The organism is Arthrobacter sp. KUASC02 (genome assembly GCF_059739395.1).
Window position 1 is genome coordinate 1,046,502 of the sequence record NZ_AP046053.1, and the last position, 24,429, is coordinate 1,070,930.

The 24,429-nt window shown below is 67.3% G+C and carries 22 protein-coding genes and 1 pseudogene; 14 read left to right on the forward strand and 9 right to left on the reverse strand.

Going from position 1 to position 24,429, the window contains the following annotated elements:
• The first annotated feature begins 12 nt into the window (after positions 1 to 12).
• Genes AC6JAC_RS04830 through AC6JAC_RS04840 form a run of 3 tightly spaced genes read left to right on the forward strand, consistent with a single transcriptional unit; the run spans position 13 to position 1,207 of the window.
• On the forward strand, positions 13 to 306 hold the full coding sequence (locus tag AC6JAC_RS04830) for a DUF4244 domain-containing protein (RefSeq protein ID WP_497963627.1): 294 nt from the start codon (positions 13 to 15) through the stop codon (positions 304 to 306).
• Entirely contained in the window at positions 303 to 785 is a 483-nt protein-coding gene (locus AC6JAC_RS04835; RefSeq protein WP_197024904.1) for a TadE family type IV pilus minor pilin, read from the forward strand. The genes AC6JAC_RS04830 and AC6JAC_RS04835 overlap by 4 nt, the downstream gene beginning before the upstream one ends.
• Positions 782 to 1,207 carry an Rv3654c family TadE-like protein gene (locus tag AC6JAC_RS04840; RefSeq protein ID WP_231511101.1) on the forward strand — a complete coding sequence of 142 codons (426 nt, stop codon included), beginning with the start codon at positions 782 to 784 and terminating at the stop codon, positions 1,205 to 1,207. The genes AC6JAC_RS04835 and AC6JAC_RS04840 overlap by 4 nt, the downstream gene beginning before the upstream one ends.
• Positions 1,208 to 1,297: 90 nt before the next feature.
• Here the strand turns inward: AC6JAC_RS04840 and AC6JAC_RS04845 are convergent, their stop codons facing one another.
• Together AC6JAC_RS04845 and AC6JAC_RS04850 are read right to left on the reverse strand one after the other, a co-directional pair.
• Positions 1,298 to 3,712, reverse strand: coding sequence for a DEAD/DEAH box helicase (locus tag AC6JAC_RS04845; protein WP_028269918.1), 2,415 nt, complete (start codon positions 3,710 to 3,712; stop codon positions 1,298 to 1,300).
• A 114-nt stretch (positions 3,713 to 3,826) separates the two neighbouring features.
• On the reverse strand, positions 3,827 to 4,519 hold the full coding sequence (locus AC6JAC_RS04850) for a GNAT family N-acetyltransferase (RefSeq protein WP_028269919.1): 693 nt from the start codon (positions 4,517 to 4,519) through the stop codon (positions 3,827 to 3,829).
• Between the two features lie 144 nt (positions 4,520 to 4,663).
• Between AC6JAC_RS04850 and trhO the strand changes: the two genes are divergently transcribed.
• Positions 4,664 to 5,557, forward strand: a complete 894-nt coding sequence (trhO, locus tag AC6JAC_RS04855; RefSeq protein WP_028269920.1) for an oxygen-dependent tRNA uridine(34) hydroxylase TrhO — start codon at positions 4,664 to 4,666, stop codon at positions 5,555 to 5,557.
• Positions 5,558 to 5,593: 36 nt separating this feature from the next.
• On the opposite strand, the gene AC6JAC_RS04860 is transcribed toward trhO, so the two are convergent.
• From AC6JAC_RS04860 to AC6JAC_RS04885, 6 genes are all read right to left on the reverse strand, one after another.
• Entirely contained in the window at positions 5,594 to 6,133 is a 540-nt protein-coding gene (locus AC6JAC_RS04860; RefSeq protein WP_043437823.1) for a DUF6023 family protein, read from the reverse strand.
• A 72-nt stretch (positions 6,134 to 6,205) separates the two neighbouring features.
• The gene (locus tag AC6JAC_RS04865; protein ID WP_028269922.1) at positions 6,206 to 6,766 is read right to left on the reverse strand and encodes a hypothetical protein; all 561 of its coding nucleotides are present in this window, start codon (positions 6,764 to 6,766) and stop codon (positions 6,206 to 6,208) included.
• Complete coding sequence (locus AC6JAC_RS04870) at positions 6,763 to 7,653, reverse strand: hypothetical protein (RefSeq protein WP_156037073.1); 891 nt, start codon at positions 7,651 to 7,653, stop codon at positions 6,763 to 6,765. The genes AC6JAC_RS04865 and AC6JAC_RS04870 overlap by 4 nt, the downstream gene beginning before the upstream one ends.
• Before the next feature lie 42 nt (positions 7,654 to 7,695).
• Entirely contained in the window at positions 7,696 to 8,157 is a 462-nt protein-coding gene (locus tag AC6JAC_RS04875; protein ID WP_043437826.1) for a DUF6023 family protein, read from the reverse strand.
• 71 nt (positions 8,158 to 8,228) lie between these two features.
• Entirely contained in the window at positions 8,229 to 9,386 is a 1,158-nt protein-coding gene (gene srmL, locus AC6JAC_RS04880; protein WP_028269925.1) for a PheS-related mystery ligase SrmL, read from the reverse strand.
• A gap of 231 nt (positions 9,387 to 9,617) precedes the next feature.
• Entirely contained in the window at positions 9,618 to 10,796 is a 1,179-nt protein-coding gene (locus tag AC6JAC_RS04885) for an NYN domain-containing protein (protein ID WP_028269926.1), read from the reverse strand.
• Between the two features lie 153 nt (positions 10,797 to 10,949).
• Here AC6JAC_RS04885 and AC6JAC_RS04890 point away from each other — a divergent pair, with 153 nt between their 5' ends.
• A complete protein-coding gene (locus tag AC6JAC_RS04890; RefSeq protein WP_043437829.1) occupies positions 10,950 to 12,617 on the forward strand; it encodes a DUF7059 domain-containing protein in 1,668 nt (555 codons plus the stop codon).
• Between the two features lie 15 nt (positions 12,618 to 12,632).
• Here the strand turns inward: AC6JAC_RS04890 and AC6JAC_RS04895 are convergent.
• Positions 12,633 to 13,913 (reverse strand): annotated as a pseudogene (locus AC6JAC_RS04895) (MFS transporter); the annotation flags it as partial.
• 79 nt (positions 13,914 to 13,992) lie between these two features.
• On the opposite strand from AC6JAC_RS04895, the gene AC6JAC_RS04900 reads away from it, so the two are divergent.
• The 9 genes from AC6JAC_RS04900 (at position 13,993) to proC (ending at position 24,406) form a co-directional block, all read left to right on the forward strand.
• Positions 13,993 to 14,628 carry an ArsR/SmtB family transcription factor gene (locus AC6JAC_RS04900; protein ID WP_028269929.1) on the forward strand — a complete coding sequence of 212 codons (636 nt, stop codon included), beginning with the start codon at positions 13,993 to 13,995 and terminating at the stop codon, positions 14,626 to 14,628.
• A 107-nt stretch (positions 14,629 to 14,735) separates the two neighbouring features.
• Positions 14,736 to 17,471 carry a type I DNA topoisomerase gene (gene topA / locus AC6JAC_RS04905; protein WP_028269930.1) on the forward strand — a complete coding sequence of 912 codons (2,736 nt, stop codon included), beginning with the start codon at positions 14,736 to 14,738 and terminating at the stop codon, positions 17,469 to 17,471.
• Between the two features lie 157 nt (positions 17,472 to 17,628).
• A complete protein-coding gene (locus tag AC6JAC_RS04910) occupies positions 17,629 to 18,669 on the forward strand; it encodes a type IV toxin-antitoxin system AbiEi family antitoxin domain-containing protein (protein WP_497963633.1) in 1,041 nt (346 codons plus the stop codon).
• A 119-nt stretch (positions 18,670 to 18,788) separates the two neighbouring features.
• The gene (locus tag AC6JAC_RS04915; protein ID WP_028269932.1) at positions 18,789 to 19,238 is read left to right on the forward strand and encodes an SseB family protein; all 450 of its coding nucleotides are present in this window, start codon (positions 18,789 to 18,791) and stop codon (positions 19,236 to 19,238) included.
• An 81-nt stretch (positions 19,239 to 19,319) separates the two neighbouring features.
• Complete coding sequence (locus tag AC6JAC_RS04920) at positions 19,320 to 20,405, forward strand: Ppx/GppA phosphatase family protein (protein ID WP_043437832.1); 1,086 nt, start codon at positions 19,320 to 19,322, stop codon at positions 20,403 to 20,405.
• Position 20,406: 1 nt separating this feature from the next.
• A complete protein-coding gene (locus AC6JAC_RS04925) occupies positions 20,407 to 21,243 on the forward strand; it encodes a sugar phosphate isomerase/epimerase family protein (RefSeq protein ID WP_028269933.1) in 837 nt (278 codons plus the stop codon).
• Between the two features lie 120 nt (positions 21,244 to 21,363).
• Positions 21,364 to 21,705: a YciI family protein gene (locus tag AC6JAC_RS04930; protein WP_497963636.1), complete on the forward strand. Its 342-nt coding sequence runs from the start codon at positions 21,364 to 21,366 to the stop codon at positions 21,703 to 21,705.
• A gap of 17 nt (positions 21,706 to 21,722) precedes the next feature.
• Positions 21,723 to 23,039 carry an RNA polymerase sigma factor gene (locus AC6JAC_RS04935; RefSeq protein WP_497963638.1) on the forward strand — a complete coding sequence of 439 codons (1,317 nt, stop codon included), beginning with the start codon at positions 21,723 to 21,725 and terminating at the stop codon, positions 23,037 to 23,039.
• A 533-nt stretch (positions 23,040 to 23,572) separates the two neighbouring features.
• Positions 23,573 to 24,406, forward strand: coding sequence for a pyrroline-5-carboxylate reductase (proC, locus tag AC6JAC_RS04940; RefSeq protein WP_028269936.1), 834 nt, complete (start codon positions 23,573 to 23,575; stop codon positions 24,404 to 24,406).
• Positions 24,407 to 24,429: the final 23 nt, after the last annotated feature.

A 24,429-nucleotide genomic window follows, 5' to 3' on the forward strand; every position in this document is an offset into this window, starting at 1 on the left:
AAAGGAAATCCCATGTCAGTCACTTCCAACCACCGTCCGGACCCCCAGCCCGAGCCTTCCGAACCCCCCAGCCGCGCCGACGCGACGGTGCACGAGATCTACCCCGGTGCGAGGGATGCGGCGCCCGTAACCGCCCGTGCACGGGTCCGGCTCATGGGATCCGAGGCGGGAATGGCCACCGCGGAATACGCCATCGCCACACTGGCTGCCGTTGGTTTTGCCGGAATCCTGGTGTTCATCCTCCGAAGCGATGAAGTGCGGGGCTTCCTGCTGAACCTGATCCGGACGGCCCTGGCGTTGCCATGATGCCGGGCCTGCGCCGGCATGCGCCAGGGATGACGGCGTTCCGGGGTCCGGGGAAGGACCGCGGGGCGGTCACCGCCGAATTTGCGGTGGCCCTGCCGGCCGTCCTCCTTCTCCTTGCCCTGCTCCTCGCGGGATCGGCGGCCGGGATTACCCAGCTTCGGCTGGAGGAGGCCGCCAGGGCCGGGGCGAGGGCCCTGGCGCGGGGGGAGGACGCCGGAGCGGTCGAGGGAATCGTACGGCAGCTCGCGGGAGCCTCGGCGTCATCATCAGTTGCAGCGGACGGCGAGTGGCTCAGTGTCACGGTGTCCGGCAGAGTCTCCGGCCCCGTCGGGTCGATCGTCCCGTGGACGCTGTCTGCCCGGGCCTTGGCACGGGGCGAAGCGGCCCAGTCCGCACGCCTGCGTCCTCAGGAGGCGTTGCCTGCACGGTCGCCGACCGCACAGGGGCGGCGTCAAGGCCTGGAAGCTGCAGCCTCGTGAGCGCGCGGGCAAGACCGCGCCGGGGGAACGTAGAAGCCGGGCGTCCGGACCCGCCGGCTGCGGAAAATGGCCATCCGGGCCAGGTCCATGAGCGCGGATCAGGGACGGTTCTTGCTGCCGGGCTCGGGATGGTGGTGATGGTGGCCATGGCGCTGATGCTGCTCCTGGCCCAGTCAGCCGTGATGGCGTCCAGGGCCGCAGCAGCCGCCGACCTGGCAGCGCTGGCCGCCGCGGACGCACTGCGCGGGATCAGCCAGGGGGTGCCATGCACCGTTGCGGCCGACGTTGCGGGCCGGCAGGGTGCGAAAATCACCAGCTGCACGGAAGGGGGACGCGACACGGTGGAGGTGCGTACTGAGCTCCTGAACCGGAGCATATTCGGCGCTGCCGCCGGGCACGCCCGGGCGGGCCCGCCACCATAGGCCGGCCACCACGGACCGCGGCCATCGTCCGGCCACCACGGGACCGCGGCTCTGGGCCGGACACCACAGGACCGCCGCCATGGGCCGGCCTCAGGATCGGGCGGCGCGCTCTTCGGCCCCGGCAGTATGCGGAAGGGGAGCTCCCGGCTGCCCGGCGGGCTGCTCGGTGGCGTCCTTCAGCAGGACATCGATCAAGGTGATCGCCGCGGCCTTGTCCAGCGGGTTGTTCTTGTTGCCGCATTTGGGCGACTGCACACAGGACGGGCAGCCGGCGTCGCACTCGCAGGCAGCGATGGCGTCACGGGTCGCGGAAAGCCACACCTTGGCCTTGTCGAAGCCGCGTTCGGCAAAGCCTGCGCCGCCGGGGTGCCCGTCGTACACAAAGATGGTGGGCACTCCGGTGTCGGCGTGAATGGCAGTGGACACCCCGCCGATGTCCCAGCGGTCGCTGGACGCGACGAGCGGGAGCAGCCCGATGGCTGCGTGTTCGGCGGCGTGCAGGGCGCCGGGGAACTGGGCCTCGATCAGGCCCGCCCCGGTCAGCGAACGGTTGTCCACCACAAACCAGACAGCCTTGGTGAACAGGTCACGGGCGCCCAGCTCGAGCGGTTCCTCGCCCAGAATCTCATTCGAAATCAGTGCCTTGCGCTGGAAGGAGACCACCTGCGTTGTTACTTTGACGTCTCCGAAGTGCACGGCGACGTCACCCCACTGAGCTGTCCGCTGCGTCTCCAGGACCTCGATCTGGGTCACGTCACGGGCCGTGGTGTAGTAATCGGGGTTGGCGCGGCGCACCATCACGCAGTGGTCTCCCTCGTTCAGCTCCTCCACCACATAGCTGTCGCCCTGATGCACGTACACGGCTCCCGTGTGGGCCTGGTAGTGCGTTTGCGGAGAGTCCATCGTGCCGAGCAGGGAACCTGTTTCGGCGTCGACGATGCTTACCGGTCCGCCGCCGTCCGCCCTCAGGTTCACCATGGCCGCAGCGCTTTGCGGATGCGTCCAGAACCAGCCTGCCGGCCGCTTCCGCAGGTAACCCTGGGACACCAGCTGGTCCAGCAGTTTCTCCGACGTGGGGCCGAACAGGTCGAGTTCGGCATAACCCAGCGGCAGTTCAGCTGCGGCGGCGCACAGGTGCGGCCCCAGCACGTAGGGATTGGACGGATCGAATACCGTCGCCTCAACCGAAACGTCAAAGATGGCTTCGGGGTGGTTCACCAGGTACGTGTCCAGGGGGTCGTCGCTGGCCACAAATGCGGCGATGGCGTCCTGGCCGGCCCGCCCCGCCCGGCCGATCTGCTGGAACAGGGAAGCCCTCGTGCCGGGCCAGCCGGCGACCAGGACGGCGTCGAGCCCGGAGATGTCGATGCCGAGTTCGAGCGCCGATGTGCTGGAAACCCCCAGGAGTTCCCCTGACCTCAGGGCCCTCTCCAGCGCCCGCCGTTCCTCCGGGAGGTAGCCGGAACGGTAGGCGGCAACGCGCTGGGGGAGGCTTGGATCCACCTCATCCAGGAGCCGCTTGGTGATGGCCGAGATGGTCTCCGCCCCGCGCCGGGACTTGATGAACGCAATGGTCCGGATGCGGGAGGACACCAGGTTGGCCAGCAGGTCGGCGGTTTCTGCCACGGCCGTCCGACGTTCCTTCGCACCGTTCTCGCCGCGCAACTCCGTCAGGGCCGGCTCCCAGAAGGCAACGGTCGTTGAGCCATGCGGTGACGAGTCTTCGGACACAGCCCGGACGGGTGCCCCGATGAGCCGGCCGAAGGAGGTTCCCGGCTCGGATGCCGTTGCCGAGGCCGCGATGAACACCGGGCCCGGCTGGGAGGCGCCGGCGCTGTAATAGGCACAGATTCGTCTCAGCCGCCGCATCAGGTTGGCCACATGGGAACCGAAGACACCCCGGTAGCTGTGGGCCTCGTCCACGATGACGTACTTGAGCCGGCGGAAGAAGCTGGCCCACCAGGCGTGGTTGGGCAGGATGCCGAAGTGCAGCATGTCCGGGTTGGCCAGAATCACGTTCGCGTGGTCCCGGATCCAGCGCCGCGACGCAGGGTCCGTGTCGCCGTCGTACGTTTCAGCCCTGACGGTCGGGAGCCTGAGCGAGCGGATGGCAGCGAGCTGGTCGGCAGCCAGGGCCTTGGTGGGGGAGAGGTACAGGGCGACGGCGCCGTCGTCGTGGATTTTTCCCGGCTCGGATAGTACCCGCAGCTCCGAGCGGTGGATGGCGTCCAGTGCCGGCAGCTGATAGGCCAGGGATTTACCGGACGCAGTGCCGGTGGCGATCACCACATGCTCGCCGCCGTGGGCAAGGTTCGCCGCCTGGATCTGGTGACGGTACGGCTCGTGGATGCCCAGCGAGCCGTAGGCGTTGACGAGGTCGGGGTGGGCCCATTCCGGCCATGGCTCGTTCACCGCCTGCCGGGCGGGAATGGTGCGGACATGACGCAGCTGTTCCGGGTCCGGGCCACGGCCCAGCAACGGAATCAGGGAGTCATGGGGGTTCACTTCAGTATTGTTTCATCCGGGCTCAAATCGCCCGGCACGCCCAGCCGGCATTACGCGCGCCGGGAGCAGCCGGCAGCGACGACGCGCATCGACAGGCTGCCCGCCCGGCCAAAGTCAGCCGACGGACAGATCGGAGCCTTCGTCGGAGGCGGACAGCATCAGTACATGGCACAGGGTTGTCCAGCCCAGATGCGAGTAGAGCTTCTGCCCGTCCAGGGAAGCCAGCAGCAGGCCGTTTTCCACATCGTGCTCGAAGGCCTGCGCCGCCAGCGCCTTCATGATGAAACTTCCCAGCCCGCGCCGCTGGTAGTCCGGCTCCGTGACGATCTTGTCGAAGACGGCGGTGTGGCCCACCACGAAAACGCGTCCGCTGGCGGCAACGGCTTCGCCGGCGTGCACCACGGCGTGGTGGACGTTGTCCTTCTTGAGGGTGGTCAGCTTCAGTTCATCGTCGGAAAGCCAAGGATCTTCGGAGTCCTGGGTTTCCATGTCCACGATCATCATCGTCTGGGACGCCGAGGTGACGTTCAGTCCGTGTTGCTGGGCCAGGTAGGTGTAACGGGCGACATCGTTGGTCAGGACGGTAAGGATTCTGGCCGGAGCTTCGGCGGTCTTGGCGGCGAGCTCGGCGAATTCGGTGTCAGAGGGATCGTGGGCGAAGTACTCCCACTCCTTGGTGGTGTCCGCGCGGAGCGCGGCCGGGAAGCGGCCTTCCGTTCGCGTCTCGTAGCCTCGGCAACCGGCCCATCCGGTCACCCAGATTTCCACGAGGCGGGTGATGTCTTCAACCATGGCGTCTGGGCTCATGTGATGAGAGTATTCCAGCCCTGCCGCAAGCAACAGGGGGTACAGGCCGGGAAGCGGGCTTGCTTACTGAATTGTGACCGGAGCCGCCGGTAGAGGCAAAGGCCCCGTTTCAGCCGCTTTCGGACACCAAGTACCCTTAAACACGTGGCTTTGAACCGAATTGTGCTCTTTTACGGCTTTACTCCGATCGCGGACCCTGACGCCGTGCGCCTGTGGCAGCGCGCCCTCTGCGAAAAGCTGGGCCTCACCGGCCGCATCCTCATCTCCAAGGACGGCATCAACGCCACGGTAGGCGGCGAGCTGAACGCCGTCAAGCAGTACGTAAAGACAACCCGCGAATACAAGGGCTTCCACGGCATTGACGTCAAATGGTCGGACGGCGGAGCGGCCGACTTCCCCCGCCTCAGCGTCAAGGTACGGGATGAGATCGTATCTTTCGGTGCCCCCGGCGAACTCCAGGTGGACGCCGACGGCGTGGTGGGCGGAGGCACGCATCTCAAGCCCGAGGAACTCCACCAGCTGGTGGACGCCAAGAAGGAACGCGGCGAGGACGTGGTGTTCTTCGACGGACGCAACGCGTTCGAGGCCCAGATCGGCAAGTTCAAGGACGCGATAGTTCCAGATGTGGCCACCACGCACGACTTCATCAAGGAACTCGACTCCGGCAAGTACGACTCCCTGAAGGACAAGCCGGTGGTCACGTACTGCACCGGCGGAATCCGCTGCGAGGTGCTCTCGAGTCTCATGGTGAACCGAGGCTTCAAGGAGGTCTACCAGCTCGACGGCGGAATTGTCCGCTACGGCGAAACCTTCAAGGACCAGGGCCTCTGGGAAGGATCGCTCTACGTTTTCGACAAGCGCATGCACCTCGAATTCAGCGAGGACGCCAAGACCATCGGCGAGTGCGTGCGCTGTTCGGCCGCCACCAGCAAGTTCGAGAACTGCTCCAACTCCAGCTGCCGCACCCTCACGCTCTACTGCGCGGACTGCGCCTCCAGCCCGGAGACCCTCCGCTGCCCGGAAGGTTGCGCGGCCTAGTCCCGTAGCCAGTGTCCTGTGTGCAGTGTCCTGTGTTCAGAGCCGGCTGATCCGGTAGGCGAAGTTCGCCGCCGACTGCGCCGCGATTTCCACGCTGAGCACGGCGTCATTGGACACATGGATCACATTCACCCTTGAGGTTCCGCACCGCAGGCTCAGGTCCACGAGCGCGAGCTCCCCGTTGCGTACCGTGAACGACACCCTGCGGGGGCTCTTGCAGGCCAGCGTCAGCGAGTATGTCCCGCTGGGCAGGTGCCCGGTGCTTTCCTGCCGTGTGGTGCCCGCCTTGAGCAGCCCGAAGCCAGTATGGAAGACCTGTCCGGCCGTCTCCGGCAGGACCCGTTCCACCCACTGATCCAGTTCCGCGCCGGTCACCGGCAGGTTCCGGCGCGGGTCCTGCGGGAGGGCCGCATCCGTAAACGGCGGCGCCGTTGCAGTCGGCAGCGGCCCGCGGCCGTCGTCGTACACGTACTCGCAGCCGCCCAGCGCGGCTCCGGTGGCCAGAACGCCGGAAAGCACGACGGCGGCTGCCGCGGCCGTCCGCCGTGGCACCAGGGGTGCCTGCACCGTGTGCATACTCTGACTGTAGGCCCGCGGACAGGCCCGAACCAGAGGCGGCCGGACGCGGCCGACGCGCGCGTCCTGACGTCAGGGCGCCGGGTCCAGAATTCGTACCGCCCCCACCGCCGCTTTGTGGATCCTGCCCTCGTCCGGACTTACGATATGGGCGGTGACGGGACCGGTGCCCAGCTCAACCTGCCGTTCGACCGGTTCCCCGCAGGGAAAATCAATGCGATGGGAGCCTCCGGCGGATCCGCGGGACGTGACCAGAAGCTGCGCTTCCACGGCACCCACACAGACGACGGTGACGGTGTAGGTGCCCGCCTGCGTCAGAACGACGCTGAAGCTCAAACCGCCACCGCTGCTGCTGTGCCCGCTGATACCCCCGGCAGCGCCGCCCGCACCCTCCGGCACGTCCGCCAGCATCAGTTCGACGGCGGCCATGTTCCGGTCCAGTTCAGCCACCAGGGCGGGGTCCGCCGAAGCGATGGGCAGGGGTGTTGCGCCGAGGGGATTTTCCGGCCGGCCAGCCGGGCGGGACGGGTCCGGGCCGACGTCGTTCGCATATTCACACCCGGCGACGGCGGCCGCGATCAGGGCCGCTGCCACCAGCACCGCCGCGCGGCGTCGGGCCAGGATCCCTGTCACTGCCGGCCTCCGGCGGCGGGCACCAGGCTGTAGGCAGCCTGGACGGGATAGTTGTTTGAATCCATCATCACCATGACGCCCTCGGGTCCTACCGGAAAATCGGCCGGAAACGGCGTGCCGCAGGGAATGCTGCCCTGGAACAGATCTGTCCCCCTGGGCTGGAGGACGGTGACTTCCACCATGACGGGCCCGTCGCAGACGAACGTGAAGGTCAGCATGCCGGCCACTGCGGGCGCGCCGGAATGATGCCACTGGCCTTCCCACGGATACCCCCGGAATTCGCCGGCCTGCACGGGGCCGAGTTCTCCTGCAGCCCAGGCTGTTGTTTGAGCGAACGAGGGGCCGCGGGGCGCTTTGTCGGGATCGAGCCTGACGCCGGTGACGACGTAGGGCGCATCAGCGGGTGCCACGACTTCGGCGCTGATCGTGCCACCCTTGTGGTCCAGGTACATCACCTTGCCCATTCCGCAGCGGAAAGAGGTCCGCTCCGGCGCAGCGGTCCCCAGGCGCACCACCAGTTCTGCGCCCGGTGCGGCAACGCAGACAGCTGTCAGGAAGTACTCCCCGGCAGGAATGTCAGCAGTCCACGAGGCCGTACCGCCGGAAGCGTAGGGGAGCCCGCTCCCGTCAGGGCGGCCCAGCAGTTCGGCCAGCGCGTCGATGTTGTCCTGAGGGCTGTGCCGGGCGTCCCGAGAATCCGCGAGGTCCCGGCCGGCATCCGTCGGCGGCCGGGATGCAGCGGCGGGCGGTTGGGACTGCTCAGGATCGCCGTCTTCCGCGTACGTGTCGGTGCTGTACTCGCAACCGCCCAGCACGGCGGCGAGGAGTGCCAGAACAGGCACAACCGCAGCAACGCTGACCATCCGCTTCCCCCAAAGAGCTGACATGCCCCTGAGCATACGCACCGTCGCTGACGGTGCAAGTCACAGCTAGCCCGCCGCGGCCAAATGGTAGGCGTAGATGAGCGGGGCGTCCACGCTGGAGGCACTGATTTGCACGGGCCCGGTGGCAGGGACAGTGACTTTGGCGCGCTCGCGGCTGCCGTTGCAGGCGGCGCCGGCTTCGGCGAGCTTCGTTCCTCCGGTACTGACCGTGAAGAAGGCCTTGCCCCCGCCGTCGCACGTCATGGTCAGGGTATAGACGCCGGCGGGAATGTCGGCGGCGTCCTTCACCAGCGGCTGCCGGTTCAGGATCTTGCCGGCATCCTCCAGCACGGTCCCGCCGGCGGCCGGGAGGGCCGTGGCCTTCCACGCCGGGACGTCAGCGTTCTCGATGGACACGGCCGGGGAGCAGGCCGAGGCGGCCACCACGAGGCTGGCGCCGAGGGCCGCCGTGCCGACGACGCGCCTCAGCGCAGACAGCCGCCGGGGCCCGGTTGAACGTGAAAACATACCTCCAACTTACCTGTTGAAAAGGGCTGGTCCGGACCCCGGCCGGGGCCCGGACCAGCCCCGGGGAAGGCCTACCCGGCGATCAGCTCCTGCACTTTTCCCCGGTGGAGCGCAACATACACCCGGTCCCGCAGCCGGTTCGCCTGCTCATCGGTCAGCGTCCGGTCGAGCGGCTGGAGCACCAGCCGGAGCAGGACATTGACGTCGCCCGGTCCCATGCGGAGGCGGTCGACGGCGGCAGGCGGCAGCTCCGCCGTCGGCGTCACCGCTTTGATCTCCAGGGCTGCAAGGACATCGGCCTCCGTGCCAAGGGCGGAGCGTGCCCGGTCGCCCAGCAGCTCGACGTCGGCCTCGGCCGGGCCCGTGAGCACCAGCGAGAGATCCCGGCGGACTGCCGGCATGAGTGAAACCGGACGGTAGGGCGCCAGGTCCAGCAGCTGCGCCTGGATCTCCGGATTTTCCGAACGGAGCAGCCGGATGTCATCCATGCCCTTGCGCAGCATGAGGGCCCTGTCCAGCCCCATGCCCAAGGCCAGCCCGGCCCACCTCCTGGGATCCAGCCCCGCGCTGCGCAGCACGGGCGCAGCCACCAGGCCGCACTCGGCGAGTTCCAGCCATTCGCTGCGGCCGTCCGGCAGGGCGACCAACACGTCCAGCTGCCGGCCAGCCGCCGTATAGCTGTGCGTGGCCGGGGTGGCCCGCCACTGCACGCCGGGGTGCTCAGCCGCCGGAAGAACGGCTTCAACAACTGCCGCCATCATCGCTTGCAGATCAGCCGGCCCCAGCAGCCCGCGCGCCTTGATGCGCCACAGATCAACCTGGTGCGGCGCACCCACGTGCGTGCGGTCAATGGCGTCCCGGCGGTAGACCAGCCCCGGCAGCACATGCAGCCGGTCGTAGCGGCCCTGCTCGCCGCGGAGTGAGTCGAGGAGCGCCGGGATCCCCGCTGACGTGTGGCTCCGCAGCATTACGGTGGGGCTGACATGGCGCGAATACCGGGAGTCCCGGGTCACGTCCCCTGGCGCATAGCCCAGCCTGTCGTAGTTGTCCGCGGTGGCCACCAGCGGATTGAGCCGGTGGGTTTCGGTCGGGATATCCCAACACCGTTGCAGCGCGGTGACCACGTCCGCCAGCAGCCGCTGCATGGCGTGCGCTCCGGCGCCGGGGTCAGTCAGGTCGCGCAGGGCGAGTGCGGAATTGAGTTCTGTCAGGGAGAGATAGTTCTTCATGGGGGTCCTTTGGGGCAGCTTTGGGACGGGAGGAATCACCCTCAGCCGCTGCACCGGACGGACCCCGGCGGCCGCAGATTATGCGCGCAACAAGAAGCCCGTGCGGCCGGGAAGCGGCCGAGGGCTGATAAATCGTTGCTGCAGATGCATAGGACCATGGTGCCCCGGAACCAGCCCGGGCCGCAACCAACTCATGCGGGCCAGCCTCTGCGGGGCGTTGCCGTGGCGCTGTTACACCAGCTCGTCGAGGCGGCGCCAGAACGCAGCCCTGATGGCCTTCCGGATGTCCTGGAGGTCCGTCTTCGCTTCGCCGATCTTCGCGGCACAGTCCTTGATCAGGACCCGGTCAATCGTCGGCGGGAGCAGCGGACGCTCTGCGAGGAGTTCGTTGAGTTCCCGCTGGCTGACGCTGCCGTGCCAGTTGTCCGCGAGGCTGACTGCCACCGCTTCGGCGCTCTCCACCAGGTCGAACCACGGGCTCTGGGCAGCGGGGGCACCTGTTGCGGTGGAATACACCGGTTCGCGGCGCACCATACCGGCTGCCGGGACCGGCCGCAGGTCCTGCGGTGCCCGCCGTGGGCCCGGCGTCGGCACCGGGCGGCCGGGGGTGCCTGCCGGGCTGGCAGCAGCGGACACGGAATCATCGGCGGGCTCGGCGCCGGCGGGAGGCCCGGCAGCCTCGGGACCCGAGGCCGTGGCAGCGCCTGCTTCCGGCCCCGCGGGACTGAAGGCCGGCAAAACACCCGGCCCCGGAACCGGCCTCGTACCGGGAGCATGGCCCGCGCCGTTGCTTGAAACACCGTTGCCCAGGCTGGCGCCGGCCGGCGCAGCAGCCTGGGCGGCAGCCTCCGCCACCGGCGCCGACTTCGCAAAGCAGCGGTCCAAGAGCGACTGCGGCAGGGTGGCGATGTCGTCTACCTGAAGCGCCAGATGCTCGGCCACTGCCGTGACGCCAAGCCGGTGGCCCTGGTTTTCAATCCCCAGCAGCACCACTTTCATGCCGAGGTCCTGGGCTGCTTCCACCGCTTCGGCAAGGTCGTCGTCGCCGGACAACAGGTAGGCGACGTCGGCCGAACGGTTCCGCGCAACTCCCACGAGGTCCAGGCCGAGCTTGAGGTCCACACCCTTCTGCTCGCCGTTATAAGACATCCGGCCCAACCGGACCTTGACCCCCGGCAGCAGGCCGATCCGCTTGTGTTCGTCGCTGAACACTCCGTCCTTGGCCGCGTCATACCAGTACATCCTCAGCAGATCCCGGCTGTCGCGCTCGCTGACAAATTCCTGGATGCCGTCCACAAGGTTCTTGTACTGGACCGAAAATGCTGAACGCAGCGAGTTCCCGGTGACCCGCAGCCCGCCCGTGGCCAGGAGGAAACCTGCGTCAACGAAGATCACACTTTTGCGGCTCATGCTCAGAAGCATAGGTGGTGCTGCCGACAATCCCGCCGAAGGCGGACTGATCCCAGTGAATCGGCCCGGCGACCCCGGGTGTGGGAACTCCGGCAAGCGCAGGCCGGCGGGCGCATCCCGGAACCATAGACTTGCTCAGTGACTGAAACAGCTATGCACTTCACGTCCGGCAACACTCCCGACGCCCCTCGCAGCGACCTCCCGGAGCTGCTGTCCGCCCTCGCCGCGGACCTGCGCGGCATCGGGTACACGGTCGACGGAGTCGCCGCGCTGCTCGGCGAATCCGCTTACTCTGCGCTCGGCCGGGACCAGCTCATCCCGTCGCTGATCGCCACAGAAGCCGCCGCGAAAGGTGACCCCGACGCAGCGGCGCTCGCCGCCGTCGTACGCCTGTGGCTCCTGGCCGTGCCCCAGCATGCTGAAGTGCTCGACGCCGCCCTCCCGGGGATCCGCACCGAGGGCCTCCTCACGCTGGGGCTCGTCGAACCGTCCGCGGCGGAGGAGACCGGCACGGATTCCGCTTCGGGAACCGTCAGGGCAAAGGCTGACCTCCGGCCGTACGGCTGGAGCGGCAATGCCGCGGCGGGTGCGGACGAAACCGACGCGGACAATGGCGGCGGGGCCGAGCTGTGGGTGGCCAGCGACCTCGCGGCGCATCAGCAGCCCGGCGTCCTGCGCCACGACCATGTGCTGGGCATCGGGCAGGCCTCCACCACGCTGGTGCAGACCACCATCCGCCGGCAGGTTTCCAAAGCCCTGGATCTGGGCACCGGCTGCGGCATCCAGACCTTCCACCTCCTGCAACACGCGGACCACGTGACAGCTACGGACATCTCGGCACGGGCCCTTGCCTTCACCCGGTTCAACCTGCTCCTCAACGCCGAAGCACTGCGCATCGACCCCGCCAGGCCGGAGGACCGGATAAGCCTGCGCCTGGGTTCGCTGCTGGAACCCGTGGCCGGCGAAACCTTCGACCTGGTGGTGTCCAATCCGCCGTTCGTGATCACGCCCCGGAGCCTGGGAGAGGCCGCCGCGGACCAATTCACCTACCGCGACGGCGGGCTGCCCGGAGACGACATTGTTGCGTCGCTGGTCCGCGAACTGCCGTCCGTCCTGGCCCCGGCCGGAACAGCCCAGCTCCTGGGCAACTGGGAGGTCACGGCGGGGACCGCCTGGCAGGAAAGGCCGCAAAGCTGGGCCGGACCGGACGTGGACGCCTGGTTCATCCAGCGCGAGCTCGTGGGCCCGGAACAGTACGCCGAAACGTGGCTGCGGGACGCCTCCGAGTCCCGCGACCGGCAGCACTACCAGGACGCCTACGCCGCCTACCTGGACGACTTTGCCTCACGCAACGTGGCCGGGATCGGCTTCGGCATGATCTTCCTCCGGCGCCCCGCCGCGGGCGTCCGGCCGGTCATCAGCCGCTTCGAGGAAATCACCTATCCCATCGAGCAGCCCATTGGCCCGTGCCTGGGCGCAGCGGTGGAGCGGGCGGACTGGGTGGCCGCGAACAATCTTGCCGCCACCCACCTGCTGGTGGCGGAGGACGTCACGGAGGAGCGCCACCAGCGGCCCGGTGCGGAACACCCCGGCGTGATCCTGTTGCGCCAGGGCTCGGGGCTTCGGCGCACCAACCTGCTCAGTACTGAGCTTGCCGGCTTCGTGTCAGCGTGCGACGGTGATCTGTCCGTCGGGCAGATCACCGGTGCCCTTGAAGCGCTGCTGGGCGGGGGCGACGGGTTCGACGGCGAAACGTTCCGGAACGGGCTCCTCGCCGAAGTCCGGAACCTGGTCCTCGACGGGTTCCTCCTGCCGGCCTGAACCGGACACGGCGGGCGGTTCCGCCGGACCGTCCGGGTCTGAACCGAAGCGCCACAGAACAGTAATCGCGATGGCCAGCGACACCAGCGCGCCGATGCCGCCGACCAGCAGGAAGGCGGCCCGGACCGGCAGCAGGACGCCGAGTAGGCCCCCGAACGCCAACGCCACCACGGTGATGGCGCGGGTCAGGCCGCCGATCATGGACATCGCCTGCCCGCGGCCTTCCTCGGGCATCCGAAGGATGACGATCGCTCCGAAGCAGGCGTTGAGGACACCGCAGAAGACTCCCATCCCGGTGTAGGCCACGAACATCAGCTCCACGGTGGGCACCAGCCCGATGACCGCGAGTACCGTGGACGTCAGCGCCATGGACCCCAGGAGGACGCGGAGCCTGACCGGGGCTGATGTGATGCGGGCGGCGAGAACGGCTCCGGCGGCCATTCCCAGGGCAAAAGAGGCCACGAGCAGGCCGTATTGCGTTTCGGACGCGCCCATCTCGCCCCGGACGAGGAAAACTTCAAGGACGTTGGTTGCTTCCCCCACGGCAATAAAGAACAGTGCGCCGAGCACCAGGGCCCACACCAGGCTGTCCCGCCGGATAAGCCGGAGCCCGTCCATCAAAGCGGGCAGCTTCCTGCCGGCTCGTTCGGCGGAGGTGCCCCTCCGGGTCCGGATCAGGAACGCGCCCACTCCCATCAGGACGTAGAGGGCGCTTGCCACGGAAAACACCAGCAGCGAACCGCCCCACCCACTAAGCACTCCGCCTGCCGCAGGCCCTGCCATTCCCGCGATCATGATGGTTGCCTGCATGGTTCCCACGGCCCTGGGTGTCCGCTCTTCCCCGACAATGCGGGGCAGCAGGGCCTGAAACGTCGGGCCGGCCACGGCCTGGCAGGCGTTCAGCAGGAACGTGAGGGCGAAGAGCACGGGAATGTAGTTTTCCAGGTAGTGCATGCTTAGGCCCATGCCTGCAATGGCTGCGGCACTTCCGGCGGAGGCCGCCGTCGCGATTGTCCGGGAATCCCTCGTGTCAGCGAGCCGCCCGGCCCAGGGGGCAAGGATCACCAGCGGCAGGGCCGAGCACAGCAGGTAGGCGGCCACGAGCCAGGAGCCCGCGAGCGTGACGGTGCCGGCCGCGGTCAGTGCCTGCAGATGCAGCATTACGCTGACCACCACGGCACCCATGCCGGTGGCAGCCAGGAACCGGGCACTGCTTGCCAACAGGAAGTCCCGGTTTCGCCAAAGCGCTGGATTTACTTGTATTAAGGCAGGCGATCTCCCGGCCATGTCCCCCATGTCCGCGAAACTACTCCCCGGTGCGATGGAATGTCAAGCGTTTCTTTCAGAGTTGGCTGATCGCCGATAGAATGGAGTCGTGAATGCAGAAACTCCAGAAACGGAGCCGGCCGCACAAGAGGGTGCCAAACGCAGGGCACGGCCGGAAAAGAAGGTGGAGATCACCGACCCGAAGGCCATCCGCGCGCTGGCCCATGCGGCACGGCTGGAAGTGATCTCGGAACTGTATTCCACGCAGGTCAGCCGGACGGCGACGGAGCTTGCCGCGCAGACCGGCCTGACGCCGAGCGCCATGAGCTACCACCTGCGGGCCTTGCAGAAATGGGGAATCGTGGAGCCGGCCGCCACTGCCGGCGACGCCAGGGAACGCCGGTGGCGGGCCGCCGGAACGGACTTCACCATCAATTCAGGCGGGGGAGTGGCCAGCCCCGAGTTTGCCGTCCTCGACCTGGAGCTGGATGCCTTCCGGCGCAGGGTCAACGCCTACGCCAAGGTCCGTGACGAACGCCGGAAGAACAGCGAATCGACCGAGGCGCCCGGTGTCGTGGTGCTCTCCAGCAACCTGCTGTACCTGACACCGGCGCAGCGCTCCGAGCTCACCGCCAAGGTGTTCGGGCTGCTCAAGGATTACGAGCTCGAAGACCCGGACCAAGTTCCCCACGGCGCCGAGAGAATGGCCACGATGTGGTCCATGATTCCTGACGACCGTAAGTGATGCCCGGCACCCGTTTTCCACATGAATGCGCATCATCCTTCAAAATATGGTGAACTAGGCGAGTATGGGCTCATCTGCCCGAGCCAACCTTTTTCTGTAGGAGCACCGTGCCAAGCAAGGCCAAAACCGGCAAAAAACTCGTGATCGTGGAGTCTCCGGCCAAGAGCAAGACCATCGCCAAGTACCTGGGCGAGGGCTTTATCGTGGAGGCTTCCATCGGTCACATCCGTGACCTGCCGCAGCCTTCGGAGCTCCCTGCCGAACTCAAGAAGACCTCCATCGGCAAGTTCGCCGTCGACATCGAAAACGACTTCAAGCCGTACTACGTGGTGTCCGCGGACAAGAAGAAGAAGGTGACTGAGCTCAAGGCTGCGCTCAAGGACGCCGACGAACTCTACCTCGCAACCGATGGGGACCGCGAGGGCGAGGCCATCGCGTGGCACCTGCTGGAAGTACTCAAGCCCAAGGTGCCGGTGTACCGGATGACCTTCGGCGAAATCACCAAGGAAGCCATCCAGCGCGCCATGGGCAACCTGCGCGACGTCGACCAGGACCTGGTGGATGCACAGGAAACCCGCCGCGTGCTGGACCGCCTGTACGGCTACGAAATTTCCCCGGTGCTGTGGCGCAAGGTGGCCCGCGGCCTGTCAGCCGGCCGCGTCCAGTCCGTGGTCACCCGCATGGTGGTGGACCGTGAACGGGAACGCATGGCCTTCAAGGCCGCGTCCTACTGGGACCTCACGGGCCAGTTCGGCGCCGGCTCGGGTGCTGCTTCCTCTTTCAAAGCGAAGCTGGCGGCCGTTGATGGCGCCAAGGTGGCCAGCGGCCGCGATTTCAACGACAACGGCGAACTCACCTCGCGCAACGTCGCGCACCTGAACGAGGAACTCGCCACGTCCCTCGCGGCAGGCCTGCAGAGCGCCGAGTTCCGTGTCCGCTCCGTCGACACCAAGCCGTACACCCGCCGTCCGGCCGCTCCGTTCACCACGTCCACGCTGCAGCAGGAAGCCGGGCGAAAGCTGCGGTTCTCCTCCAAGAGCACCATGCAGGTGGCCCAGCGCCTCTACGAAAACGGCTACATCACCTACATGCGTACGGACTCCTCCGCGCTGAGTGACGAAGCAGTGACGGCCGCCCGGCGCCAGGCGTCCGAGCTCTATGGACCGGAGTACGTGCCGCAGTCGCCCCGGGTCTACACGGGCAAGGCCGCCAACGCGCAGGAAGCCCACGAAGCTATCCGCCCCGCCGGTGACTCCTTCCGCACCCCGGCGCAGGTAGCCAAGCAGCTGTCCGGCGACGAATTCCGGCTCTACGAGCTCATCTGGAAGCGCACCGTCGCCTCCCAGATGGGCGACGCCAAGGGCTCCACGGCCACCATCCGCCTGGGCGCGGTGGCAGCGGACGGCCGGGACGCCGAGTTCTCCGCCTCCGGCACGGTCATCACGTTCCCCGGCTTCCTTGCAGCCTACGAGGAAGGCAAGGACGAAAGCCGCGGCGACGACGATTCCGAGGAAGCCCGCCGCCTGCCCAACGTGGCCAAGGACGATGCACTCACCGCCTCGGACATCATTGCCGTTGGCCACGAAACCTCGCCGCCGCCGCGCTACACGGAAGCCTCCCTGACGGCGGAGCTGGAAAAGAAGGGCATCGGACGCCCGTCCACCTATGCCTCCACCATTTCCACCATCCAGGACCGCGGCTACGTGCGAAAGCAGGGCTCCGCGCTGGTCCCGAGCTGGATCGCCTTCTCCGTGATCCGGCTGCTCGAACAGCACTTCCACGACTACGTGGACTACGAGTTCACCGCGGACATGGAAGGCGACCTGGACAAGATCGCCAACGGCCAGGCCGTGGGCGCCGCCTGGCTCAAGCACTTCTACTACGGCGAAGACTCCGACCCCGGTCTCTTGAGCATCGTCAACAACCTTGGTGAAATCGACGCCAAGGAAATCAACTCCGTGCCGATCGCCGAGGGCATCACCCTTCGTGTGGGCAAGTTCGGCCCGTACCTGGAAAGCTCCATCCCCACGGTCGACCCGAAGACCGGCGAAGTGGTTGAGTCTGCCCGCGCGAACGTCCCCGAGGACCTGGCTCCGGATGAGCTGACTGCCGCCAAGGCCAAGGAACTGATGGAGACGGCCGCTCCGGAGGAGCGTGTCCTTGGCGATGACCCGCACACCGGTCACACGGTGGTGGCCAAGAACGGCCGCTACGGCGCCTACGTTACGGAAGTCATTCCGGAAATGACCGACGAGCAGCTCGCCAACCAGCCGGTGGAGTACTACAAGAACGGCAAGCCCAAGCCGCCGAAGAAGCCCGTAAAGGCCAAGCCGCGCACCGGCTCGCTGTTCGCCTCGATGAGCGTGGACACGGTCAGCCTGGAAGAGGCCCTGCAGCTTATGAGCCTGCCGCGCGTACTCGGCGAGGACGCCGAAGGCAACGTCATCACCGTGCAGAACGGCCGCTTCGGCCCGTACCTGAAGAAGGGCACGGACTCGCGGTCCATCGGTTCCGAAGAGGAAATCTTCACGATCACGCTGGAGCAGGCGCTGGAGATCTACTCCCAGCCCAAGCAGAGGGGTGCGCGCGCCGCCGTGCCGCCGCTCGCCGAGTTCGGCCCGGACCCGGTGTCCGAAAAGAACATCGTGGTCAAGGAAGGCCGCTTCGGACCGTACATCACCGACGGCATCACCAACATCACCGTTCCGCGCGCCACCTCCCTGGAGGAACTGACGCGCGAGCAGGCCGTGGAACTCCTGGCGGAGAAGCGTGCCAAGGGCCCGGCCAAGCGTCCCGCCGCACGCAAGGCCCCCGCTAAGAAGAAGGCCGCTGCCAAGAAGTAGGGGCCCTTCCGCCCGAGACGGTGGGTGCGGGCCGTGGACTGCGTTCCGAAACGCAGCCCACGGCCCGCACCCACGTCCTGGGTTCTCCACATGGCCCGGCGCCGTGCTTCCGCGCTTCCCGACGCCAGTGGAGGCTGGTGCAATGAACAATCAGGGAATGCCCCAGCCGCGTGAAGCCACAGATCCGCTCGCTAACATCTGGGCGGAGGCCACGCCGTTCCCCTCCATCGCGTCCGCTCGCGTCATGCCCACGGGCCCCGTGAGCAGTGCCGCCGTCGTACCCGGGAGTCTGCTACCGGCCGGCGACGTCATGTGGCGGACGGAAGAGCTGCTGGCCCAGGGTCTCAGCAAACGGCGCATCAGCGAGCACCTCCTTGCTGGCGTCCTCGTCCGAGTACGCACTGGCATCATGGCCCGCGGCAGCTACTGGAATGCCCTTTCTGACGGTGACCGGGGGCGTGCGCGGCTCGTCGCCTACAGCAAGCGGACCCTGCCGGCGACGGCCGACGGCCTGACGTTCAGCCACACGTCCGCCGCCCGGTTGCACCGCCTGTATCTGTGGCGGGCCGACCAACTGATTCACGTGACCATTCCCTACCACGCGGCCCGGGGTTCCCACGCTGCCGATGTCAGGGCGCATTCAGCTCATATCCTGGACAGCGACCGCATCGAGGTAGGCGGTCTGCCAGTAACGTCATTGGACCGAACGGTGTTGGACTGCGCCCGGATGCTCAGCTACCGGCAGGCACTGATCCTCCTCGACCACGGGCTACGGAGCGGAGCGGATCGGCACTGGCTGGAATCGGAGTGCACCCGGCTGGCCGGGGTCCGGGGCGTGGCCGGCCTCCGCCGGGCGCTGGCTTTTGCGGACCCACTGTCCGAGTCGCCCGGCGAGTCGTTGACCAGGGACGTCATTGCGCGGTTGACGTTTCCTGCCCCTGTGCTCCAGTTTCCGGTGCAAACAGCCCGTGGTACCTACCGGTTCGACTTCGCATGGCCGGAACTCCGCGCCGCTTTGGAATTCGATGGGAAGTCAAAGTACTTCGATTACAAACCGACAGCCCAAGTGATTTATGAGGAGCGGGAACGGGAGAAGCTGTTGACCGAGCAGGGGTGGCGGATCCTGCGCATTGGCTGGAAGGACCTGTTCGACGAGCGGGGCATGAAAGTGCGGCTGCTGCGGCTCCTGCGTGGCTGAGGCCGTGGGTGCGGGCCGGGGGCTCCGTTCCGGAACACAGCCCCCGGCCCGCACCCACGAAGTCGAAGCCGGACGCCGCACGTTTGCGCCCCGCCCGGCAAACGTGGTCGAGTAGAGACATGACTGAACAGCCTGCACCCGCGGAAATCCAGCCCCTGAACGACCTCGAAGAGAAGCTCGCCACAGGTGACCACCCGGATGCCAACCCGGTGGACGTCATCCTGTCCTTCCTCAACAACGAGGTCTACATCATCAGCTCCGACGCCCTTGAAGGCGAAGACGCGCAGGTGGAGCCCCTGGTGCTCTCCAACGCCGAGGGCAAGCCCGTACTTGCCGTCTTCTCGCACCCGAGCCGGGTGGACCAGCAGTTCCTCGACGCGGCCCCCAACGTCCTGGGCACCCAGGGCGCCGCCATCATCGGCAACCTCGGCGACGAGCTCGGCATGGTGATCAATCCGGGCAGCGCCTTCGGCTTTGAAATCGATCCCGAGGGCGTGGCCAACATCCGCCGTGACTTCAAGCGGGCGGACCAGCCGTCAGAGGATTCCGCCGAAGCAGCAGCCGAGTAGCAGCTGCTTTAATCCCGACGCGGACGGGCAAGCCGCCGACGCAGTTGCGCCGGCGGCTTGCTATCGGTGAATAATGGCAGAATGCGTCTTGGCGTCCTCGACATAGGATCAAACACCGTCCACCTGCTCCTGGTTGATGCGCATCCCGGCGCTCGGCCGGTGCCCTTTGCCTCGCACAAACGCCCGTTGTCGCTCGTGCAGTTCCTCGACGCCGAGGGAAACATCAACGACGCCGGCCAGCACGAGCTCATCGAATTCGTCCTGGAAGCGTGGGAGTTCGCTGCCAAGCACAAAGCCCAGGACTTGCTGGCCTTTTGTACGTCGGCCATCCGCGAAGCCACCAACGGGCCGGCCGTGCTGGCCAGGGTCAAGCACGAAACCACGGTGACGCTCCAGGAACTCACCGGCAGCGAGGAAGCGTCCATGACGTTCTTTGCGGTCCGGCGCTGGTACGGCTGGGGCGCCGGACCGATCCTGAACCTCGACATCGGCGGCGGCTCCTTCGAAATGGCCCTGGGCCAGGATGAGCTGCCGGAACTGGCCACCTCCGTGCCGCTGGGAGCAAGCCGCCTCACCCGCGACTGGCTGCACGAGGACCCGCCCACGGCCAAGAGCGTCAAGGAGCTCCGGCGCTACATCCGGGCCACCCTGAAACCCGCTGTCAAAAGCTTCAATGAGCTGGGCAGGGCCAACGTGGTGGCCGGGACGTCCAAAACCTTCCGCTCCCTGGCGCGCATAGCCGGCGCTGCCCCGAGCGCCGCCGGACCGTACGTTAAGCGCCAACTGGGCGCCACGGACCTCGGCATCTGGGCCCAGCGGATATCGGCCATGAAAACCGAGGACCGGCTGCACCTCCCCGGCGTCTCCGAAGCCCGCGCCAACCAGCTCCTCGCGGGAGCACTCGTGGCCGAGGCCGCCCTGGAACTCTTCGAATTCAAGAAGGTCAAGATCTGCCCGTGGGCGTTGCGTGAAGGACTGATCCTCCGCAGGCTGGACCAGCTGATTTTCGAAGGTCCCCTGGAACCCGCCTCCCACGTAGCGCTGCCGCCGGTTACGGCAGCCCCCGCCGCCGTAACCGCGCAAGCCGCCGAAATCGCGGAGGCCGTCGAAACCGCCCCGGCTGCCGCAGCGGCCCCGGCCACCGTATCCGGCGGGAGGGCCGACTGAGATGAGCGCCGGCGTCGAGCGTTCCCCTGAAGAGAACCGCGTCATTCCGGTGGCGCTGTCCAGCGCGTCCGTCTACCCGCTGAGCGTGCACGATGCCTTCGCCGTGGCGCAGGACCTGGGCTTTGACGGCGTGGAAGTGATGGTCACCAACAACACGACCAGCCAGAGCCCGCACTCCCTCCTGGAGCTCAGCCACCGCTACCGGCAGCCGATCGTCTCCATCCATGCACCCACGCTGCTGCTGACCCAGAAGGTGTGGGGTTCGGCGTGGAACAAGATCGAAATGTCCTGCCGGATGGCCCGAGAGGTGGGCTGCGGCACCGTGGTGGTTCATCCGCCGTTCCGCTGGCAGAACAACTACGCGGAGAATTTCCCGGCCGGCATCCGGCAGCTCGCCGATATGTACCAGGTGCGGATCGCCGTCGAAAACATGTATCCGTGGCGCGTGCGGGGACGGGAGACGGTTGCCTACCTGCCGCACTGGGACCCGCTGGGGCAGGATTACGACGACGTCACCTGGGACTTCTCGCATGCCGCCACCGCGGGGGCCAACAGCGTTGAGGCGATCAAAGCCCTGGGCAGCAAGCTCAGGCACATCCACCTGACGGACGGATCAGGTTCCGGACGGGACGAGCACCTGATTCCCGGTCGCGGCAACCAGGGCTGCGCCGAAGCGCTGCAACACCTGGCAAGGACCGGCTTCGACGGCGTGGTGGTGGCGGAAATCTCCACCCGGCGGGCGAAGTTCGCGGGGGAGCGCGAAGAGTGGCTGAACGAAACCCTGACGTTCGCACGCCAGCACCTGAGCCACCCGCTGGTCGGTGCGCGGGAGGCCTAGCCACACTGTCGACAGGCTTTCTCAACGGGGTGGTGCGGGATGTCGATACGGGCGGCGGCCGTTCGTGTAGAGGGTGAGACGCCGGCACCTGGCCGGCCGAATCCGCAAGGAGGAAACCAAATGTCACAGTACCTGCTCAGCATTTACCAGCCCGACGGCCCCGTGCCGGACACGGAGTTCCTGGAGCCCATCATGCGCGAGCTGGGGACCCTTAACGAGGAGATGAAGGCAGCCGGCGCCTGGGTGTTCGCAGCCGGCCTGTATCCGGCGGACACCGCCACGGTCCTGCGGCCGCAGGGGGACGAGGTGCTCATCACCGACGGCCCCTTCACCGAGGGCAAGGAGCATCTGGGCGGTTTCACCGTCGTTGACGTGGGCGACCTGGACGCGGCCCTCGGCTGGGCCCGCAGGCTGGCAAAGATCGTGACCCTGCCGGTCGAAGTCCGCCCCTTCCAGCACTAGGCGTTCGGACGCATCCGATGACGGGACCCGTTTCCGGGACCGGTGCGGGGGATCCTGGCGGGGATCCCGCGGTGGCGATAGCCCGCGTCTTCCGCCGCGAGTACGGCCGCGCCGTGGCGGTCCTGGTCCGGGTGTTCGGCAGCATTGACATCGCCGAGGACGCCGTCCAGGACGCGTTCACGGCAGCGGTGCAGCGCTGGCCGTCCGCGGGCATCCCGCCCAGTCCCGCCGGCTGGATCATCACTACTGCCCGCAACAGAGCCATCGACCGGCTCCGGCGTGACGCCGCCCGCGACGACAAATATGCCCAGGCGGCGCTGCTCCACTCCCGGAACGGGGAAGCCTCGGGAGCGGCGCCCGAAGACCTGCTGATGGATGAGCTGGGGGAGGAGGCCGGAGTGAACGATGACACGCTGCGGCTGATCTTTACCTGCTGCCACCCCGCCCTCGGAATGCCGGCGCGCGTGGCGCTGACGCTTCGCCTCTTGGGCGGGCTGGGTACTGCGGAAATTGCGCACGCCTTCATGGTGCCGGAAAAGACCATGGCCCAGCGGCTGGTCCGGGCCAAGGCCAAAATCCGGGACGCCCGGATTCCCTACCGCGTTCCCCGCGGTGCCGAACTGCCGGAGCGGCTGACAGCCGTGCTCGCCGTCGTCTACCTCATCTTCAACGAGGGATACAGCGCGAGCTCCGGCGAGGCAATGGTCCGGGACGAGCTTTGCACGGAGGCCGTCAGGCTGGCCCGGCTCCTGGTCGCGCTGATGCCGGACGAACCCGAAGCCCAGGGGCTGCTGGCGCTGCTGCTGCTGATTGGGTCGCGGCGCGCCGCCAGAACGGCGCCCGACGGCGGCACGGTGCTGTTGGCGGACCAGGACCGGGCGCTGTGGGACCAGGACCTGATCCTCGAAGGCCAGGCGATTGTGCGCCGCTGCCTCCGCCTGAACCGGCCGGGACCGTACCAGCTTCAGGCTGCCATCAACGCCGTCCACAGCGACTCCCCGTCGGCCGGTGCGACGGACTGGAACCAGATCCTGCGGCTGTACGACCAGCTCCTGCAGGTGTCGCCCGGCCCGGTGGTGGCCCTCAACCGGGCGGTGGCTGTTGCCGAAGTGCAGGGCCCCGCCGCGGCCCTCGGGCTGGTTGATGCCCTGGACCTTGGGGGCTACGGCGTATTCCACTCGGTGCGAGCGGACCTCCTCCGGCGCCTGGGCCGGTACTCCGAAGCCAGGAAGGAGTACCGGAAGGCGCTGGCGCTGGCAGGAAATGCGGCTGAGCGGCGGTTCCTTGACGGCCGGCTGCTGGAACTGCCCCCGGCTGGCGAGCCGTCGTCGTGAATGCTTCCGTTCGAGGCGCAAGGCCCCGGTGAGCGAGCAAAGCCCCGGTGAACGAGAAAAGCGCCGGAGAACCTGCCAAACCCCGGAGACCTTAAAAGAGAAAGCGCCGGACGGTCCTGCCGAAGGAATTGGGGGAACCCTTCCGCAGCCGCCCGGCGCCGCGCCGGTCCCGAAGAACCGGCTGTCATCACTCGCACCTGTGAGGCACTTCCAAGCTAGCGACCCAGTTTGGGTGTTTCAGGAATTTTCCCTGTGCGTTGGCTGGCAATGTGCACTGGCCGGGGCTGAGGACGGGGCCGGGAGCCCGGACTTAAAAAGAGAAGCACCGGCGGCCCTGGCAGGAAAATGGGGGAAACCTGCTGCAGACCACCGGTGCCGGGCAAACATCCCCATGCTTGCCGCATCACTCGCACCCTCAATGAGGTAATAACTACGTTAGGCGTCCACTTTGTGAAGAAGCTGCGGCCATCATGTGAGCCAGCTGTGAATGGGGCCGGATGCGACAATGCTCGGCGAACTGCCATGATGGACCAATGAGCAACCGAATCGCATTCCTTGGCTGTGGATCCATGAACGAGGCCGTCATGAGCGGCATGCTGGAGGCCGGAACGGACCCCGCGGATGTCGTGGCCACCGTCCGGCGCGCTGAACGTGCCGCCGAACTTGCCCAGCGGCACCCCGGCATAACGGCCATAGCCGGCGAAGAGGAGCCGGAAAACAACATGCAGGCGGCCACCGGCTCCGACATCGTGATCCTTGGCGTCAAGCCTGTGGGAATTGCCGATCTCGCGAGGGAAATCAGCGGTGCGTTGTCCCCGAAGACCATCGTCATCAGCGTGGCCGCCGCGGTGTCCATCGCGCAGCTCGAAGCTGCACTGCCGGCCGGACAGCCCGTGATCCGCACCATGCCGAACACGCCTGCAAAACTCGGGCGCGGCGTCGTGTCCGTCTCGCCCGGAACCCACTGCTCTGCCGAACAGCTGCAGCTGGCCAAGGACGTCCTCAAAGGTACCGGGACCGTCGTGGAGGTGCCCGAAGAACAGGTGGATGCGCTGTCCGCCATCAGCGGTTCGGGTCCCGCCTACGTGTTCTACCTGGCCGAAGCGATGGCGGCCGCTGGCGTCGAACTGGGGCTGGATCCCGAGCTGTCACTCCTGCTGGCGCGGGAAACGGTTGCGGGCGGCGGCCTGATGCTGGCTGAGCCCGGCGCGGATCCCACCACAATGCGGAAGGCGGTGACCAGCCCGAACGGCACCACCGAGCGGGCCATCGCCACATTCGACGAGCGCGGCCTGCCGGCGATCATCGCCGACGGCGCCCGCGCCGCAGCCGCCCGCGCAGCCGAAATCACCCGGCAGCTCGGCTAGCGGCCCCGGCGGGGGCCACCGCA

What these genes read in the sequence shown, in the direction of transcription:
- AC6JAC_RS04830 (WP_497963627.1), top strand. Translation starts at nt 13, where the DNA reads ATGTCAGTCACTTCCAACCACCGTCCGGACCCCCAGCCCGAGCCTTCC.
- AC6JAC_RS04835 (WP_197024904.1), top strand. Translation starts at nt 303, where the DNA reads ATGATGCCGGGCCTGCGCCGGCATGCGCCAGGGATGACGGCGTTCCGG.
- AC6JAC_RS04850 (WP_028269919.1), bottom strand. Translation starts at nt 4,519, where the DNA reads ATGAGCCCAGACGCCATGGTTGAAGACATCACCCGCCTCGTGGAAATC.
- AC6JAC_RS04860 (WP_043437823.1), bottom strand. Translation starts at nt 6,133, where the DNA reads ATGCACACGGTGCAGGCACCCCTGGTGCCACGGCGGACGGCCGCGGCA.
- AC6JAC_RS04870 (WP_156037073.1), bottom strand. Translation starts at nt 7,653, where the DNA reads ATGTCAGCTCTTTGGGGGAAGCGGATGGTCAGCGTTGCTGCGGTTGTG.
- AC6JAC_RS04875 (WP_043437826.1), bottom strand. Translation starts at nt 8,157, where the DNA reads ATGTTTTCACGTTCAACCGGGCCCCGGCGGCTGTCTGCGCTGAGGCGC.
- srmL (WP_028269925.1), bottom strand. Translation starts at nt 9,386, where the DNA reads ATGAAGAACTATCTCTCCCTGACAGAACTCAATTCCGCACTCGCCCTG.
- AC6JAC_RS04885 (WP_028269926.1), bottom strand. Translation starts at nt 10,796, where the DNA reads ATGAGCCGCAAAAGTGTGATCTTCGTTGACGCAGGTTTCCTCCTGGCC.
- AC6JAC_RS04890 (WP_043437829.1), top strand. Translation starts at nt 10,950, where the DNA reads ATGCACTTCACGTCCGGCAACACTCCCGACGCCCCTCGCAGCGACCTC.
- AC6JAC_RS04910 (WP_497963633.1), top strand. Translation starts at nt 17,629, where the DNA reads ATGCCCCAGCCGCGTGAAGCCACAGATCCGCTCGCTAACATCTGGGCG.
- AC6JAC_RS04915 (WP_028269932.1), top strand. Translation starts at nt 18,789, where the DNA reads ATGACTGAACAGCCTGCACCCGCGGAAATCCAGCCCCTGAACGACCTC.
- AC6JAC_RS04920 (WP_043437832.1), top strand. Translation starts at nt 19,320, where the DNA reads ATGCGTCTTGGCGTCCTCGACATAGGATCAAACACCGTCCACCTGCTC.
- AC6JAC_RS04925 (WP_028269933.1), top strand. Translation starts at nt 20,407, where the DNA reads ATGAGCGCCGGCGTCGAGCGTTCCCCTGAAGAGAACCGCGTCATTCCG.
- AC6JAC_RS04930 (WP_497963636.1), top strand. Translation starts at nt 21,364, where the DNA reads ATGTCACAGTACCTGCTCAGCATTTACCAGCCCGACGGCCCCGTGCCG.
- AC6JAC_RS04935 (WP_497963638.1), top strand. Translation starts at nt 21,723, where the DNA reads ATGACGGGACCCGTTTCCGGGACCGGTGCGGGGGATCCTGGCGGGGAT.
- proC (WP_028269936.1), top strand. Translation starts at nt 23,573, where the DNA reads ATGAGCAACCGAATCGCATTCCTTGGCTGTGGATCCATGAACGAGGCC.